The sequence below is a fragment of the Pseudomonas sp. E1BtOHC1 genome (genome assembly GCF_058744285.1).
On sequence record NZ_CP196023.1, the window covers coordinates 6,444,334 to 6,458,946 of the forward strand.

Below are 14,613 nucleotides of genomic sequence, written 5' to 3' on the forward strand. Positions count from 1 at the left end.
CAAGACATGAGATGCCGGATTATCGTCGCTGACGACCACCCGCTGTTTCGCGAAGGCATGCTGCGTACCATCCAGCGCCTGCTACCCGAGGCGGTGCTCGAAGAGGCCGGCGACCTGACGGCGGTGCTGACCCTGGCCCTGACCGGCGAGGAACCGGACTCGCTGATTCTCGACCTGCGTTTCCCCGGATTGACCTCGGTCAGCATGATTACCGACCTACGCCGACAGCTGCCCCGAACCTCGATCATCGTGGTATCGATGGTGGACAACCAGGACCTGATCGGCGAAGTCATGGCCGCCGGCGCCGACGGCTTTATCGGCAAGAGCATCAGCCCGGAGGAGATCGGCCAGGCAATCCTGGCCATTCGCCAGGGCGAAGTGGTGGTCAAGTACGCCCCTTCCGGCTTGCTGCTGCCCCTGGATGCCTGCGCCGAGATCAGCCAGTTGACCAACCGCCAGCAAGAGGTGCTGCGCCTGATCGCCCAGGGCAAGACCAACAAGGAAATCGCCCGGGAGCTGGATATCTCGCCGTTCACCGTGCGCATCCATGTCTCGTCCCTGCTGCACACCCTGAAGGTGCCCTCCCGGGCAGCGGCTGCGGTGAAGTTCGCCGGGGCCTGGTAATCCGGGACAGGCTCGCGCACCAATGCCAAAGAATCGCCTCCGGCGCTGCACCGGCCGTTTGACCCGGTTGCACCTTTAACACTGGGAAGCCAGGCATAAATGAGGCAGCATCGGTCCTGGCACGCCTGTATAAACGCCATGGCATTGGGCGGCACGCCAGGAACAGCGTGCTGGCGCGGCCGCCCCACGCAGGAGAAACACATCATGAATACGGATAAACGTGATGAATTATTTGATCGGTTGCACCACTGGTTCGGTGACTCGGAAGCCACCAACTGGAACGAATACACCACCGAACAGGTGGCCAAGGGCGTGCTTCACGCCTTTACCCCGGCGCAATGGCAACGACTCGGCGAGACACTGCTGTCCCGGCCCGAGTACTGGCAGCACCGCTGCGCCGTCTCCCTGGGCGAGTTGCGAACCGCACCCGCCATCGCGTTGTTGAAACGCCTGCTGGCAGACTCGCCTTACCTGGATGTGCGAGTCATGGCGGTCTATGAGCTGGACTGGGCGCAAGCCGCCATCGAGCAGCGCTATGCGCCCTGTATCCTGGAAATCATGGACAACCTCAGTGAAGAAGGCATCGAGCCGGAGCTGCAAAGCCTGCTGACCAAGGCCGAGTCGGCCACCCTCTGAAAGCCCCCAACCTGGATGCCGGCTCCCCGCCGGCCATCCAGTCCCTTCAGCTGGACACCCGTGAACGCAACAGCCAACGCTCGAAAGCCTCGGTGGGCAACGGCCGGCTGATCAGGTAGCCCTGAACCGTGTCACAGCCCCAGCTCTCCAGCAGTTTCAGGCAATGCTCGAACTCCACCCCTTCAGCCACCACCTTGAGTCCCAGCTTGTGGCTCATTTCGATGGTCGAGCGCACGATTACCGCATCACCGCTGGTTTCGTCCAGGTTGCGGATAAAGGACTGGTCGATCTTCAGCTCCTGCACCGGTAGACGCTGCAACTGGGCCAGGGACGAATAGCCGGTTCCAAAATCATCCACCGACAGACTGATGCCGCAGCCACGCAAGCGCTGCAGCACCGCCAGCGACTGTTCCGGATGGCGCATGATGGCGCTCTCGGTGATCTCGAACACCAGTTGCTCGGCGGCCACCTGATAGCGCTCCAGGCACTCGCTGACCCGGACTTCCAGGCCGTCGTCCTCCAGGTCGCTGGCGGAGATATTCAGCGACAGGCGCACCGGCAAAGCCCGGCGACTCCACTCCGCCAACTGGCGAATACAAGCCTCGATGACCCAGGAGGTCAGGCTGTGCATGCTGCCGGTCCGCTCGGCCAGGGGAATGAACTCCGCCGGCGACACCACGCCGAACACCGGATGCTGCCAGCGCAGCAGAGCCTCGGCCTGGTGCAGGTAATCTCGACGCAGATCCAGCTTGGGCTGATACAGCAGGAACAGTTCGCCTTCGGCGGCGGCACGACGCAGATCACGGATCAAGCTGATCTGCCGCTGATGAGCCAGGTCGCGGTCTTGCTGGTAGACCTGCAGGTAACCGGGGTTGAGCGATGCATCGTGGCGGGCGATCGCCGCACGGCTGATCAATTCTTCGGCGGACTTGCCGTCGACGGGATACACCGCCATGCCCATGCAGATCTGGCGCCGCACCTCATCGCCCTGGATCAGCTGGGGTCGGCTCAACAAGCCATGGAGGCGGTCGGCCATGGCAATGGCGCCATCGAGCTCGGTGTTTTCCAGCAGCAGGAGAAACTCGCTGGCGGTGATCCGCGCGGCGGTATCGCCCTGGGACAGCACTTCACGCAGCCGCCGGCTCAGCTCCCTCATCATCTGCTCCAGCCCTTCAGTGCCGAAGCCTTCGTTGATCGCCCGATAGTTGTCGATCCCCAGGTACAGCAACACCACATTGCGCCGGGCAGCGATGGCCTGGCTCAGACGCTCGATGGCCAGAGCCCGATTCGGCAGCCCGGTCAGGGCGTCATGCAGGGCGTTGTGGGCCAGTTGCCGCTCACGGGTGGCAATGGCACTTTGCATGGCGTTGAAGGCATCGGCCAGCACGCCGAATTCGTCGCTGCGCTTGATGGCCACCGTGGCCTGATAGTTGCCGGCACCGATGCGTCGGGCGGCCTGGGCCAGGTCTTCCAGAGGCCTCGAAACCCGCCGAGCCATCAGCAGGGCGAAGGCCAGGGAAATCACCAGCGCCACCATGGCGATCCACAGGAACTCCCGGTCCAGTGGCGCGAAGGCTTGCAGTGCTTGTTCCAGAGGACTTTGCAGCAAGGCCATGACCCGCGGATCGTCGGCATCCCCGGTATTGGCCAGTTGCAGTGCCTGGTTGAGAAAGCGCTGGCCATGGGCTTCGCTCATCTGCGGCAGGGACTGCCACAAAGAATCACGCAGGACATTGATGATCGGTGACCAGAAGAACTCCGGCTGGGTGCTGAACAACTCTCCGGGGTGCTCGCCGTCGACGGTCAGGAATGACACTTCAAGGTTGCTCATGGAACGCAGTTCCCGGGCGAACAGCTCGTCCATGGGAAAGCCCATCACTACCCGGGCAATGGGCAGCGACTCCAACACTTCGCCTTGCACCAGCAGATAGGGACGGCCCTTGATCGCAACGAACAGCATGTGGGTGTTGTGCCGCAGCGCTCGACGCAGCGCCCGGTCGTAGGGAAAAGGCTGGTCCCGGGCAATCTCCGCCAGAGTGCTGGCGATGACTCGCCCCTCGGGGCTGAGCACGAACATCTCGCTGGAACGGATGCCCCCACGGTGCTGGGCCAGGGACGCAAGAATGTCCACCGGTTTGCCGCTGACCACAGCACGACGAAACTCCGAATCCACCACCAGCCAGTCGACACCGTATTGCAGGTTGCGGCCCCGCAGGTCCAGCAGGCGCTCGAACACTCGAGTGCCGATCTTCAATTGCAGTTGCGCCTGCTTCTCCACTGCCTGGGTGGTGGCAGTCTTCACCGCGAAATACACCGCGCCAATCAGTACCAACAGCAACAGCGCCAGCACCCCGACAATCCTTGCCTGAAAGGTTAGGCGCCACTTCATAGGGCTGCTCTCATCCACTCCGATCGCCCGCCGAGCCGGGAAAGTACCAGCGCGGGTGACGGCCGCCGGGAGCTGAAAAATCCGTTCTTCATACCCATCCCTCTGAGAAGCTGAATGCGTGCGTCAAATAAATGCCATCTTCATTCCGGCATTCCGGACACTCAGATTAATCCTCTAACTACAGAAGATCACGCAATAAAACAGGTGATCACGCAGTCATTTTATTGACATTTGATATCCGTCAAAGCCGTCAAATACCTCCACAACGTCCACTCGACGCGTCTGGACTTAGCCCCAAGGGGAGTTGAGGAGCGCTCGGAAAAAAGCTGAAACCAGTTTCCCATTGAAACCTGCCGTGACCTGCCCCATCTAACCTGCATAGCCCATCGCGCAGGAGCCTTCATGAGCGACCAGCAAGCATTTCCCGAAGATCCACGTGAGTACGTCGATCCGGAAAATACCGAACAGCCCAGTGCCCATGGCACCGGCCTGGCCCTGCCCGGGCAGAATCTGCCGGACAAGGTCTACATCATCCCGATTCACAATCGACCCTTCTTCCCGGCGCAAGTGCTGCCGGTGATCGTCAACGAAGAACCCTGGGCCGAAACCCTGGAACTGGTGAGCCAATCCGACCACCACTCCCTTGCGCTGTTTTTCATGGACACGCCCCAGGACGACCCTCGCCACTTCGACACATCCGCGTTGCCGGAGTACGGCACCCTGGTCAAGGTCCACCACGCCAGCCGCGAGAACGGCAAGCTGCAATTCGTCGCCCAGGGCCTGACCCGGGTCCGCATCCGCACCTGGCTCAAGCACCACCGTCCGCCCTATCTGGTGGAAGTCGAATACCCGCACCAGCCCAGCGAACCCACCGACGAGGTCAAGGCCTACGGCATGGCGCTGATCAACGCGATCAAGGAGCTGCTGCCGCTCAATCCGCTGTACAGCGAAGAACTGAAGAACTACCTCAACCGCTTCAGCCCCAACGACCCTTCGCCGTTGACCGACTTCGCCGCCGCCCTGACCTCCGCCACCGGCAACGACCTGCAGGAAGTGCTGGACTGCGTGCCGATGCTCAAGCGCATGGAAAAAGTCCTGCCGATGCTGCGCAAGGAAGTCGAGGTCGCGCGTCTGCAGAAAGAGATCTCCGCCGAGGTCAACCGCAAGATCGGCGAGCACCAGCGCGAGTTTTTCCTCAAGGAACAGCTCAAGGTGATCCAGCAGGAGCTGGGGCTGACCAAGGACGACCGCAGCGCCGACCTGGAACAGTTCGAGCAACGCCTGAACGGCAAGGTCCTGCCACCACAGGCGCAGAAGCGCATCGACGAGGAGATGAACAAGCTGTCGATCCTCGAAACCGGTTCGCCGGAATACGCCGTAACGCGCAATTACCTGGAATGGGCCACCGCCGTGCCCTGGGGTGTGTACGGCGCCGACAAGCTCGACCTCAAGCACGCGCGCAAGGTGCTGGACCAGCACCACGCCGGGCTTGACGACATCAAGACCCGCATCCTCGAGTTCCTCGCGGTGGGCGCCTACAAGGGTGAGATCAGCGGCTCCATCGTGCTGCTGGTGGGCCCGCCCGGCGTTGGCAAGACCAGCGTTGGCAAGTCCATCGCCGAATCCCTGGGGCGCCCCTTCTATCGCTTCAGCGTCGGCGGCATGCGCGATGAAGCCGAGATCAAGGGCCACCGCCGCACCTACATCGGCGCCCAGCCGGGCAAGCTGGTGCAGGCCCTCAAGGAAGTGGAGGTGATGAACCCGGTGATCATGCTCGACGAGATCGACAAGATGGGCCAAAGCTACCAGGGCGACCCGGCCTCGGCCCTGCTGGAGACCCTCGATCCGGAGCAGAACGTCGACTTCCTCGACCATTACCTGGACCTGCGCATGGACCTGTCCAAGGTGCTGTTCGTGTGCACCGCCAACACCCTGGATTCAATCCCCGGCCCGCTGCTCGACCGCATGGAAGTGATTCGCCTGTCGGGTTACATCACCGAGGAAAAACTCGCCATCGCCAAGCGCCACCTGTGGCCCAAGCAGTTGGCGAAAGCCGGTGTGGCCAAGAGCAGCCTGAGCATCAGCGACAGTGCCCTGCGCACGGTGATCGACAGTTACGCCCGGGAAGCCGGGGTGCGCCAACTGGAGAAACAGCTGGGCAAGCTGGTGCGCAAGGCGGTGGTCAAGCTGCTGGACGAGCCGGATGCAAACATCAAGATCGGGCCAAAGGACCTGGAAGCTTCCCTGGGCATGCCGGTGTTCCGCAACGAGCAGGTCCTGAGTGGCACCGGGGTCATCACCGGCCTGGCCTGGACCAGCATGGGCGGCGCGACCCTGCCCATCGAGGCGACGCGGATTCACACCCACAACCGCGGCTTCAAGCTCACCGGGCAACTGGGTGACGTGATGAAAGAGTCGGCGGAGATCGCCTACAGCTACGTCAGTTCGCACCTCAAGCAGTTCGGTGGCGACAGCAAGTTCTTCGACGAAGCCTTCGTCCACCTGCACGTTCCTGAAGGCGCCACGCCCAAGGATGGCCCGAGTGCCGGGGTGACCATGGCCAGCGCCCTGCTGTCTCTGGCGCGCAACCAGCCGCCGAAAAAAGGCGTGGCCATGACCGGCGAGCTGACCCTCACCGGCCACGTGCTGCCCATTGGTGGGGTGCGCGAGAAAGTCATCGCCGCGCGGCGGCAGAAGATCCACGAGCTGATCCTGCCGGAACCCAACCGCGGGCATTTCGAGGAACTGCCGGACTACCTCAAGGAAGGCATCACCGTGCATTTCGCCAAGCGTTTTGCCGACGTGGCCAAAGTGCTGTTCTAAATCCCTTCGCCGGCAAGCCGGCTCCTACAGGTTGTCCCGTGTAGGAGCCGGCTTGCCGGCGAAGAGGTCATAACCGCCAACCTCCATCCCCACCCCACACCGCCCATCATCTTCAGTTATGCTCGCCGTTCGTCACGAATGATCGGAGCTTCCTGACCCATGCCCGCACCCCGCCTTCTTGCCCTGCTCAGCTTCGCCCTGCTGGCCGCCTGCGCCAGCCAACCCAAGCAAAACGTCACCGTAGAAAACCAGAGCCAGTGCCCCCTGCAATTGCACAACGGGCAAACCCTGACCCTGACCCTGCCCAGCAATCCCACCACTGGCTATCGCTGGGCGATCCAGGATTCGGCCGGCGGCATCCTGCGCAAGGTCAGCCCCGAGGTCTACAGCAATCCCGAGAATACCGGCCTGGTGGGCAGCGGTGGTCAATCCACCTGGCGTTTCCAGGCTTTCGCCAGCGGCCAGGGCCGGCTGCTACTGACCTATCAGCAACCCTGGGCACCGGAAGAAGCACCGGTGAAAGCCTTCGACTGCTCGATCACGGTCAACTGAGATGGGCTGGCTGATTCTTGCGCTAATGGGCGCCGCCACCTTCATCTACGGGGTGAGCGTGCATGCCACGCTGCTCTGCCTGCTGGTCAAGCCGCTGCCGGTTCTGGCACTGCTGGGCTGGTTGCACGATGCGCCGCCGGGGGACTATCGCCGCTGGATCATCATCGGTCTGTTGTTCTCGGTGCTGGGGGACGTGCTGCTGGCATGGCCCTCGGACCTGTTCGTGTTCGGCCTCGGGGCGTTTCTGGTGGCGCACCTGGCCTACCTCAAGGCTTATCTCAGTGACTGCCGGCGCCCGGCGCTGCTGCCCTTGCTGGTGGCACTGGCCATTGGCGCGGTGCTATTGAGCATCCTGATTTCCCACGGCCTGGGCCCGTTGCTGATCCCGGTAATCGTCTACGCCCTGACCATCAGCGCCATGCTCTGGCGGGCCCTGGCACGCCTGGGCTCGACAGTGCCCACGCGCTCGGCGGCCCTGGCCGCAGTGGGCGCCCTGAGCTTCGCCTTCTCCGACAGCCTGATCGGCATCAGCCGCTTCGTGGTGGCCTTCGATGCCGCGCCCTACCTGATCATCATTTTCTACTGGCTGGGCCAGTGGGGCATTGCCGCTTCGGCATTCAGCCAGAAGCCGCGCTGACCCACCTTCGCCGACAGGCCGGTCCCTACAATCTGTAGGGGCCGGCTTGCCGGCGAACAGCACCACACCTTGTGTCGCCCTCGCCCCCCTGAAGGCCCTTCGGGCCTTATCGCAAGCGGCGCCAGCGGCTACAATGCCGCCCTCTTTTTATCTCCATCGCCGGAACCGCCGTGAGCAAAGAACCCGACCGCCTATTCGCCCAGCCCCTGGCCCAGGTGCCCGACTTCGCCTTTAACGAGGATGTGGTGCGGGTGTTCCCGGACATGATCAAGCGCTCGGTGCCGGGTTACCCGACCATTGTCGAGAACCTCGGGGTACTGGCAGCGCAGTTCGCCCAGCCCAACAGCGTGCTCTACGACCTGGGCTCATCCCTGGGCGCGGTGACCCAGGCCTTGCGCCGCCATGTGCGCACCGACGGTTGCCGGGTCATCGCCGTGGACAATTCGGCGGCCATGGTCGAGCGCTGTCGGGAATACCTCAACGGCCAGGACTCGATGTTCCAGGAGCTGCTGCCGGTGCAGGTGATCGAAGGCGATATCCTGGCCCTGGAGTTCCAGCCGGCCTCGGTGGTGGCCTTGAACTTCACCCTGCAGTTCATCGCCCCCGAGCAGCGCCTGGCCCTGCTCGGGCGCATCCGCCAGTCGCTGCTGCCCGGCGGCGCGCTGATCCTCTCGGAGAAGCTGCGCTTCAACGACACCGAGGAACACGCCCTGCTCACCGACCTGCACATCGCCTTCAAACGCGCCAACGGCTACAGCGAACTGGAAATTGCCCAGAAGCGCAGCGCCATCGAAAACGTCATGAAGCCCGACAGTCTCGAAGAACACCGCGAACGCCTGCTGGCCGCTGGGTTCTCGAAAGTCGTGCCGTGGTTCCAGTGTCTTAATTTTGCCTCGTTGATTGCCCTGCCATGATTGATCTGTCCCCCCTCGCTCGCCGTCTGGCGGGCACGCCCCTGGCCGAATGGGCCAACGGCCTGCAAGCCCAGCTCGATACCAAGATGGAAAAGGGCCATGGCGACCTGGAGCGCTGGCAGAGCGCCCTGGATGCGCTGCCGAAGATCCAGCCCAGCGAAGTCGACCTGATCAATGGCCTGCGCCTGGACACCGATTGCGATGACGCCACCCGAGCGCAGATGCGTACTGCGCTGATGGGCCTGTCGCCATGGCGCAAGGGGCCGTTCGATCTGTTCGGCGTGCACGTGGACACCGAATGGCGCTCGGACTGGAAATGGTCCCGGGTCGCCCCGCACCTGAACCTTGAAGGCAAGCGCATCCTCGATGTCGGCTGCGGCAATGGCTACTACATGTGGCGCATGCTCGGCGCCGGCGCCCACAGCGTGATCGGTGTCGACCCCAACTGGCTGTTCTTCTGCCAGTTCCAGGCGGTGCAGCGCTACTTGTCGGAGCCTTCGGTGTGGCACCTGCCGTTCCCCTTCGAAGATCTGCCGGCCAACCTGGAAGGCTTCGACACGGTGTTTTCCATGGGGGTGTTCTACCACCGCCGCTCGCCCATCGAGCACCTGCTGGCGTTGAAGGACTGTCTGGTCAAGGGCGGCGAACTGGTGCTGGAAACCCTGGTGGTGGAAGGCGATCAGCATCAGGTACTGGTGCCGGAAGACCGCTACGCGCAGATGCGCAACGTGTGGTTCCTGCCGTCGGTGCCGGCTCTGGAACTGTGGTTGCGCCGCGCCGGGTTCAGCGACGTGCGGTGCGTGGATGTCAGCGTGACCAGCGTCGAGGAGCAGCGCGGTACCGAGTGGATGAAGTACCAGTCCCTCAGCGACTTCCTCGATCCCAACGACCACAGCAAGACCATCGAAGGCCTGCCGGCGCCGATGCGCGCGGTGATTGTCGCCAAAAAATAACGCCGCCCTCACCCTGTAGGAGCTGGCCGGGCGGCGTTCCGCTTGCCAGCGAAGGCGCCCGCCAAAGCGGTGCGAGGCTAAAGGGCCTCTTCGCCGGCAAGCCGGCTCCTACGGTTTGGTGTAGGCCGCGAACCGGTTTGCGCTCAGCGCGCTCGACGCGCCTTGAAGAACTCGCTCAACACCGTACCGCACTCTTCGGCCAATACCCCGCCCTCGTACAGCACTCGATGATTGAGGAAACCCTGGGTGAAGAACTGGCCCTGGCTCTGCACGATGCCGGCCTTGGGTTCCAGGGCGCCGTACACCACTCGGGCAATGCGCGAATGGACGATCAGCCCGGCGCACATGCTGCAAGGCTCCAGGGTCACGTACAGGGTGCTGCCAGGCAGCCGGTAATTGCTCAGCGCCTGGGCCGCCGCGCGGATCGCCACCATCTCGGCGTGGGCGCTAGGGTCACTGCCGCTGATGGGGCAGTTGTAGCCGCGGCCGATAATCTGCCCATCCAGTACCAGCACCGCGCCCACCGGCACTTCCCCCAGGGCGGCGCCTTGGGCGGCCAGGGCCAGGGCTTCGCGCATGAAGTCCTGGTCGCGACTGCGGTCGATGATCGGCGCCGGGCGTATCTGACGCATCACACCACCTCGATGGCGGCCATCAGGCCGGTTTCCATGTGGTCGATCACGTGGCAGTGGAACATCCAGACCCCGGGGTTATCCGCCACCAGCGCCACGCGGGCACGTTCGTTCTTGCCCAGCAGGTAGGTGTCGGTGAAATACGGAGTGATCTTCTTGCGGTTCGAGGCGATGACTTTGAAGCTCATGCCGTGCAAGTGGATCGGGTGTTGGTACTGGGTCATGTTCTTCAATTCGAAAATGTAGCTCTTGCCCTTTTTCAGCGTGGCAATCGGGCGGTCGGCGCAGGTCTTGTCGGTGATGTCCCAGGCCTTGCCGTTGATCTGCCACAGGCTGGGCGGCTTGCCATTGTCCAGGTTCACCGAAACCGAGCCAACCCACTCGAAATTGAAGTTGAGCTTCTCGGCGTTGTCGAGATCCGGCTCGGCCACCGGGTTGGCCGGCAGGGCCGGTGGCCAGGTAGTAGGTGCATCAGTGTTGGCCACCGAGCGCAACGTGCCCAGGCGCACCGGCCCGTTACGCAAGGACAGTTCCTCCCCCGCTGCCGGCGCCTTGATCGCCAGGCAGATGCGCATGCCCGGGCCCAACCAGTATTCCTTGCCCAAGGGCCGCGGCTCGATGGGGTTACCGTCCAGCGCATAGATCTGTGCTTCGACATCCGGAATGTTGATGCGGTAGGTCAGGGTGTTGTCCAGGTTGAGCAGGCGCACCCGGGTGATCTGCCCGGCCGGCAGGTCGATCACCGCCTGGGACACGCCGTTGATGGTGGACAGGCGCCCGGCGGTACCGCCTCGCGCCGCCTCCCGAGGAATGCTGAAGGGCAAGAATGCGCCCTCTTCATCCACGTGCCAGCTTTTCAGGCTCAGGGTGCGCTCGTACTGGAAGCCGGTGGGTTCGCGTTCTTCGATGATCAGCGGGCCCACCAGGCCACGGCCCAGTTCTTCACTGCTGTTCACATGGGGGTGATACCAGTAGCTGCCGGCATCCGGTACGCGGAACTTGTAGTCGAAGTATTCGCCGGGCAGCACCGGCAGTTGCGAGACGTAAGGCACGCCGTCCATTTCCAGGGGCAGGCGGATGCCGTGCCAGTGGATGGTGGTGGCCACGGGCAGGTGGTTGATAAAACGTACCCGCAGCCACTCGCCTTGACGTACCCGCAGCTCGGTACCCGGTGCCGATGGTCCGAAGGCCCAGGCCTCGGTCTTGTGCCCCGGCACCAGCTCCACATCCAGGGGCGCGGCAATCAGCTCGTAGTCGTGGCCCGCTTCAGCGTCAGCCATTTTCCCCAGCCAGTAACGCGAGGCGCCACCCGCTCCCACGCCCACCACTACCAGACCGGCCAGACCACCGAGTATTTGTCGACGGGTAAAGGACATGGACTCAACTACCTCACGTATCTGCGGCGGACCCAGGCCCGCAAAAGGCGAATACGATACACCCGCAGTTGAGAAACAGTAAGGCCGGCGTGGCGACCGGACGCAGGCAGGACGGGGAAACGTGGGGTATTTTCGAGCATCTGCTCGCTGGCAAGCCCGCCGCTCTCGTAGGAGCCGGCTTGCCGGCGAAGAAGCCCCTCAGCCCTGCAATCCCAACAGCAGATGCACCACGCCACCGGCCAGGGGCATCACCGCCGGCACCCCAGCCACTCGCAGGGCGCTGCTGTCCAGCAACTGCGGATCATGCAGCTCCAGGCGCAAGCGGGTCAGGGCCAGTGGTTGCTGGCTCTTGATGTTGGCGCTGCCACCCAGTGCCGCCAGCATCGCGTCATTCAGAACACTGCCGTTGGCCTTGGGGGCCTTCGGCTGATCAGGCACCAGATCCGGAGTCAGGGCCTTCCAGAACGCCCGTTGCAATTTCTCGAACATCTTCAGTTCTCCAGAACCAGTGAGTCGGCTGCGACTTGCTGCTGTTGCAGGTATTCGCGTACCTGTACCGCGTCTTCCAGATCGATGATCCGCGCCGCCAGGGCCTGGCACTCGCTCAGGTCCAGCTCCCGTACCCGGGCCTTGATGGCGGGGATCAGCGGCACGCTCACCGACAGTTCGTCCACTCCCAGGCCCAGCAACAGCGGCACCGCCAGGGTCTCGGAAGCCAGTGCGCCACAGACGCCGACCCACTTGCCGTGGGCATGGGCAGCCTGCACCGTTCGCGCGATCAGGCGCAGCACCGACGGATGGAAGCTGTCGGCCTGACTGGCCAGACGCGGATGATCACGGTCCATGGCCAGGGTGTATTGGGTCAGGTCGTTGGTGCCAATGGAGAAGAAGTCCACCTCCGGAGCGAAGCGGTCCGCCATCAAGGCCGCCGAAGGCACCTCGATCATGATGCCCAACTTGGGCCGCTCCGCCAGACCCAGGGCCCGAACCTCGTCATCCAGTAGCTGCCGCGCCTGACGCAGCTCCGCCAGTTGGCTGACCATCGGCAACATGATGTGCAGGCGAGCCTGCCCAGCGCTGGCGAGAATCGCCCGGAACTGCTCGCGCAGCAGTTCGGGACGCTCCAGGCACAGGCGGATACCCCGCAAGCCGAGAAAGGGGTTGACCTCGCTGTCCATGGGCACATAAGCCAGAGGCTTGTCGCCACCCACGTCCAGGGTCCGCACCACCAGATTGCGCGTCGGCCCCAAGGCCTGGGCAATGGCTCGATAGGTTTCGGCCTGCTCCTCGGGGCTGGGGGCGTGGCTGCGGTCCTGGTAGAGGAACTCCGAACGCAACAGGCCGACGCCTTCGCCTCCCAGGCTCATTGCCTGCTCGGCCTCCGCCAGAGACGCGATATTGGCCGTTACCTCCAGATGATGACCATCGCGGGTCACCGCCGGTTGCGCCGCCTGGGCCAGATGCTGACGCTGGCGCAGGCGTTGCTGCTGACGCAGGGACTCCAGTTGCTGCAGGCGTTGCGGGTCCGGGTCCGTATGCAGTTCGCCGCGATCGGCATCCAGCAGAACCCGGGAGCCGTTGGCCAGGGACAGGACTCGGGAAGACACGCCACAGATCGCCGGCAGGCCCAGGGCCCTGGCGAGGATCGCCACATGGCTGGTGGCGCCACCGCCCACCGTGACAAATCCCAGCACCTTGCTGGTGTCCAGGCTGGCGGTCTGCGAGGGCGTCAGTTGCTCGGCAATCAGAATCGCCTGGTCCGGCAAGCTCAGGGCATGCTCCTGCACCCCGAGAATCAGCTTGAGCACCCGTTGGCCGACGTCCGCCAGATCCACCGCGCGCTCAGCCAGCAGCGTACTACCCAGGCCCTTGAACAGCTCGGCGGTGACCTCGATGGCGCTGTTCCAGGCAAAGGCAGCACTCTTGCCGCTGACGATCAGGGCTTCGGCCTGCTCCAACAGGCTCGGGTCGTCGAGGAGTTCCTGGTGGGCACGGAAGATTTCCTGCTGCGCTTCACCCGGGGCATTGTCCCGCAGCTGTTGCAGGCCCCGGACCGCCTCCCGCAAGGCCCGCTCAAGGACTTCGCGCTCCTGCTGCGGGTTCGCCGCCAACTCCCTTATCTGCAGGCGCTGCTCAGCCACCTGCAGCACCTGACCGACCGCCGAACCCGGTGACGCACAGACACCCCGCAGAACCGTCTCCAGCGACTCATCCCGCGCCGCTACCGGCGCAGGACTCGGCGCCACAGCACTGACCTTTTCGCCACAACCCGAAGCCAACAGCTCCACCAGAACCTGGATCGCCCGCTCGGCATCCGCACCCGCAGCACTGACCTGCAAGACATCGCCCTGCACCGTCTGCAACGCCATGATCGACACCAGGGACTTGGCGTTGGCCGAGTCCTGGCGCCGGTGCAGGCAGATGTTCGCGGCAAAGCCCTTGGCGGCCTGGGCCAGCAACGCCGCCGGACGTGCGTGCAGCCCCTGGGGGTTGCCCAGGATCAGCGGTTTGGAAAACAGCGCCTCAGCTTCAGCGTCCTCGGCGACCTCCTTCGCGGAGGCGGGCTCGATCTGCAACAGCGGCTGTCCCAGCTCCACCAGCAGGCTGCCGGACACCAGCCCCGTCACCGCCTCGCCACTGACCACCAGCATCAGGGTCAACAGGCTGCGCGCGTGCTGGGCCAGATAATCAGCATCGAACTCGATCAGTGGCTGGCCTGCCGAGACCTGCTGCCCCTCCTCCACCAGACAGATGAAGCCCTTGCCCGCCAGGTTTACCGTGTCCAGCCCGATGTGCATCAGCACCTGCTGGCCCTGTTCACCGGTGATGCTCACCGCATGGCCACTGTGTTGCAGGTTGCTGACGACCCCGGACAGAGGCGCACAGAGGGTCTGGGAAGTCGGGTCGATGCACAGCCCGTCACCGATCACCCGGCTGGAAAACACCGGGTCCGGAACCTGGTCCAGGGGCAGCAGCATCCCGGACAGGGGCGCGAGCAATTGCAAGGGTTGGGTTATGGCCATGACGTCACCTGCTAATGATTCCTTGAAGTGCCGATGGAGCGCGAGCCCCGACAG

Annotated in this window: 12 protein-coding genes; 7 read left to right on the plus strand and 5 right to left on the minus strand. The window is 63.8% G+C overall.

Annotated elements, in window-relative coordinates; translation table 11 throughout:
* The first annotated feature begins 6 nt into the window (after window positions 1-6).
* Together ACSSVC_RS29085 and ACSSVC_RS29090 are read left to right on the plus strand one after the other, a co-directional pair.
* Window positions 7-624 carry a LuxR C-terminal-related transcriptional regulator gene (locus ACSSVC_RS29085; protein ID WP_346633985.1) on the plus strand — a complete coding sequence of 206 codons (618 nt, stop codon included), beginning with the start codon at window positions 7-9 and terminating at the stop codon, window positions 622-624.
* Between the two features lie 204 nt (window positions 625-828).
* On the plus strand, window positions 829-1,260 hold the full coding sequence (locus tag ACSSVC_RS29090) for a HEAT repeat domain-containing protein (protein ID WP_346633984.1): 432 nt from the start codon (window positions 829-831) through the stop codon (window positions 1,258-1,260).
* A 46-nt stretch (window positions 1,261-1,306) separates the two neighbouring features.
* Here the strand turns inward: ACSSVC_RS29090 and ACSSVC_RS29095 are convergent, their stop codons facing one another.
* Window positions 1,307-3,649 carry a putative bifunctional diguanylate cyclase/phosphodiesterase gene (locus ACSSVC_RS29095; RefSeq protein ID WP_346633983.1) on the minus strand — a complete coding sequence of 781 codons (2,343 nt, stop codon included), beginning with the start codon at window positions 3,647-3,649 and terminating at the stop codon, window positions 1,307-1,309.
* Window positions 3,650-4,051: 402 nt separating this feature from the next.
* On the opposite strand from ACSSVC_RS29095, the gene lon reads away from it, so the two are divergent.
* The 5 genes from lon (at window position 4,052) to cmoB (ending at window position 9,528) form a co-directional block, all read left to right on the plus strand.
* A complete protein-coding gene (gene lon, locus ACSSVC_RS29100) occupies window positions 4,052-6,472 on the plus strand; it encodes an endopeptidase La (protein ID WP_346633982.1) in 2,421 nt (806 codons plus the stop codon).
* A gap of 159 nt (window positions 6,473-6,631) precedes the next feature.
* A complete protein-coding gene (locus ACSSVC_RS29105) occupies window positions 6,632-7,024 on the plus strand; it encodes a protease inhibitor I42 family protein (RefSeq protein ID WP_346633981.1) in 393 nt (130 codons plus the stop codon).
* A 1-nt stretch (window position 7,025) separates the two neighbouring features.
* Complete coding sequence (locus ACSSVC_RS29110) at window positions 7,026-7,661, plus strand: lysoplasmalogenase (RefSeq protein ID WP_404937578.1); 636 nt, start codon at window positions 7,026-7,028, stop codon at window positions 7,659-7,661.
* A 170-nt stretch (window positions 7,662-7,831) separates the two neighbouring features.
* Window positions 7,832-8,575, plus strand: coding sequence for a carboxy-S-adenosyl-L-methionine synthase CmoA (gene cmoA / locus ACSSVC_RS29115; RefSeq protein ID WP_346633979.1), 744 nt, complete (start codon window positions 7,832-7,834; stop codon window positions 8,573-8,575).
* Complete coding sequence (gene cmoB / locus ACSSVC_RS29120) at window positions 8,572-9,528, plus strand: tRNA 5-methoxyuridine(34)/uridine 5-oxyacetic acid(34) synthase CmoB (protein WP_346633978.1); 957 nt, start codon at window positions 8,572-8,574, stop codon at window positions 9,526-9,528. The genes cmoA and cmoB overlap by 4 nt, the downstream gene beginning before the upstream one ends.
* 143 nt (window positions 9,529-9,671) lie before the next feature.
* Here cmoB and tadA read toward each other — a convergent pair whose 3' ends face one another.
* The 4 genes from tadA to ptsP form a co-directional block, all read right to left on the minus strand.
* Entirely contained in the window at window positions 9,672-10,160 is a 489-nt protein-coding gene (tadA, locus tag ACSSVC_RS29125) for a tRNA adenosine(34) deaminase TadA (protein ID WP_103741932.1), read from the minus strand.
* A complete protein-coding gene (locus tag ACSSVC_RS29130; RefSeq protein WP_404937580.1) occupies window positions 10,160-11,536 on the minus strand; it encodes a multicopper oxidase family protein in 1,377 nt (458 codons plus the stop codon). Before ACSSVC_RS29130 ends, tadA begins: the two co-directional genes overlap by 1 nt.
* A gap of 198 nt (window positions 11,537-11,734) precedes the next feature.
* Window positions 11,735-12,025, minus strand: a complete 291-nt coding sequence (locus tag ACSSVC_RS29135) for a PTS sugar transporter subunit IIB (protein WP_404937581.1) — start codon at window positions 12,023-12,025, stop codon at window positions 11,735-11,737.
* 2 nt (window positions 12,026-12,027) lie between these two features.
* Window positions 12,028-14,559, minus strand: a complete 2,532-nt coding sequence (gene ptsP, locus ACSSVC_RS29140) for a phosphoenolpyruvate--protein phosphotransferase (RefSeq protein ID WP_492611775.1) — start codon at window positions 14,557-14,559, stop codon at window positions 12,028-12,030.
* Window positions 14,560-14,613: the final 54 nt, after the last annotated feature.

What these genes read in the sequence shown, in the direction of transcription:
- tadA (WP_103741932.1), bottom strand. Translation starts at nt 10,160, where the DNA reads ATGCGTCAGATACGCCCGGCGCCGATCATCGACCGCAGTCGCGACCAG.
- ACSSVC_RS29090 (WP_346633984.1), top strand. Translation starts at nt 829, where the DNA reads ATGAATACGGATAAACGTGATGAATTATTTGATCGGTTGCACCACTGG.
- ACSSVC_RS29135 (WP_404937581.1), bottom strand. Translation starts at nt 12,025, where the DNA reads ATGTTCGAGAAATTGCAACGGGCGTTCTGGAAGGCCCTGACTCCGGAT.
- cmoB (WP_346633978.1), top strand. Translation starts at nt 8,572, where the DNA reads ATGATTGATCTGTCCCCCCTCGCTCGCCGTCTGGCGGGCACGCCCCTG.
- ACSSVC_RS29085 (WP_346633985.1), top strand. Translation starts at nt 7, where the DNA reads ATGAGATGCCGGATTATCGTCGCTGACGACCACCCGCTGTTTCGCGAA.
- ACSSVC_RS29105 (WP_346633981.1), top strand. Translation starts at nt 6,632, where the DNA reads ATGCCCGCACCCCGCCTTCTTGCCCTGCTCAGCTTCGCCCTGCTGGCC.
- lon (WP_346633982.1), top strand. Translation starts at nt 4,052, where the DNA reads ATGAGCGACCAGCAAGCATTTCCCGAAGATCCACGTGAGTACGTCGAT.
- ACSSVC_RS29110 (WP_404937578.1), top strand. Translation starts at nt 7,026, where the DNA reads ATGGGCTGGCTGATTCTTGCGCTAATGGGCGCCGCCACCTTCATCTAC.
- ACSSVC_RS29095 (WP_346633983.1), bottom strand. Translation starts at nt 3,649, where the DNA reads ATGAAGTGGCGCCTAACCTTTCAGGCAAGGATTGTCGGGGTGCTGGCG.
- ACSSVC_RS29130 (WP_404937580.1), bottom strand. Translation starts at nt 11,536, where the DNA reads ATGTCCTTTACCCGTCGACAAATACTCGGTGGTCTGGCCGGTCTGGTA.
- ptsP (WP_492611775.1), bottom strand. Translation starts at nt 14,559, where the DNA reads ATGGCCATAACCCAACCCTTGCAATTGCTCGCGCCCCTGTCCGGGATG.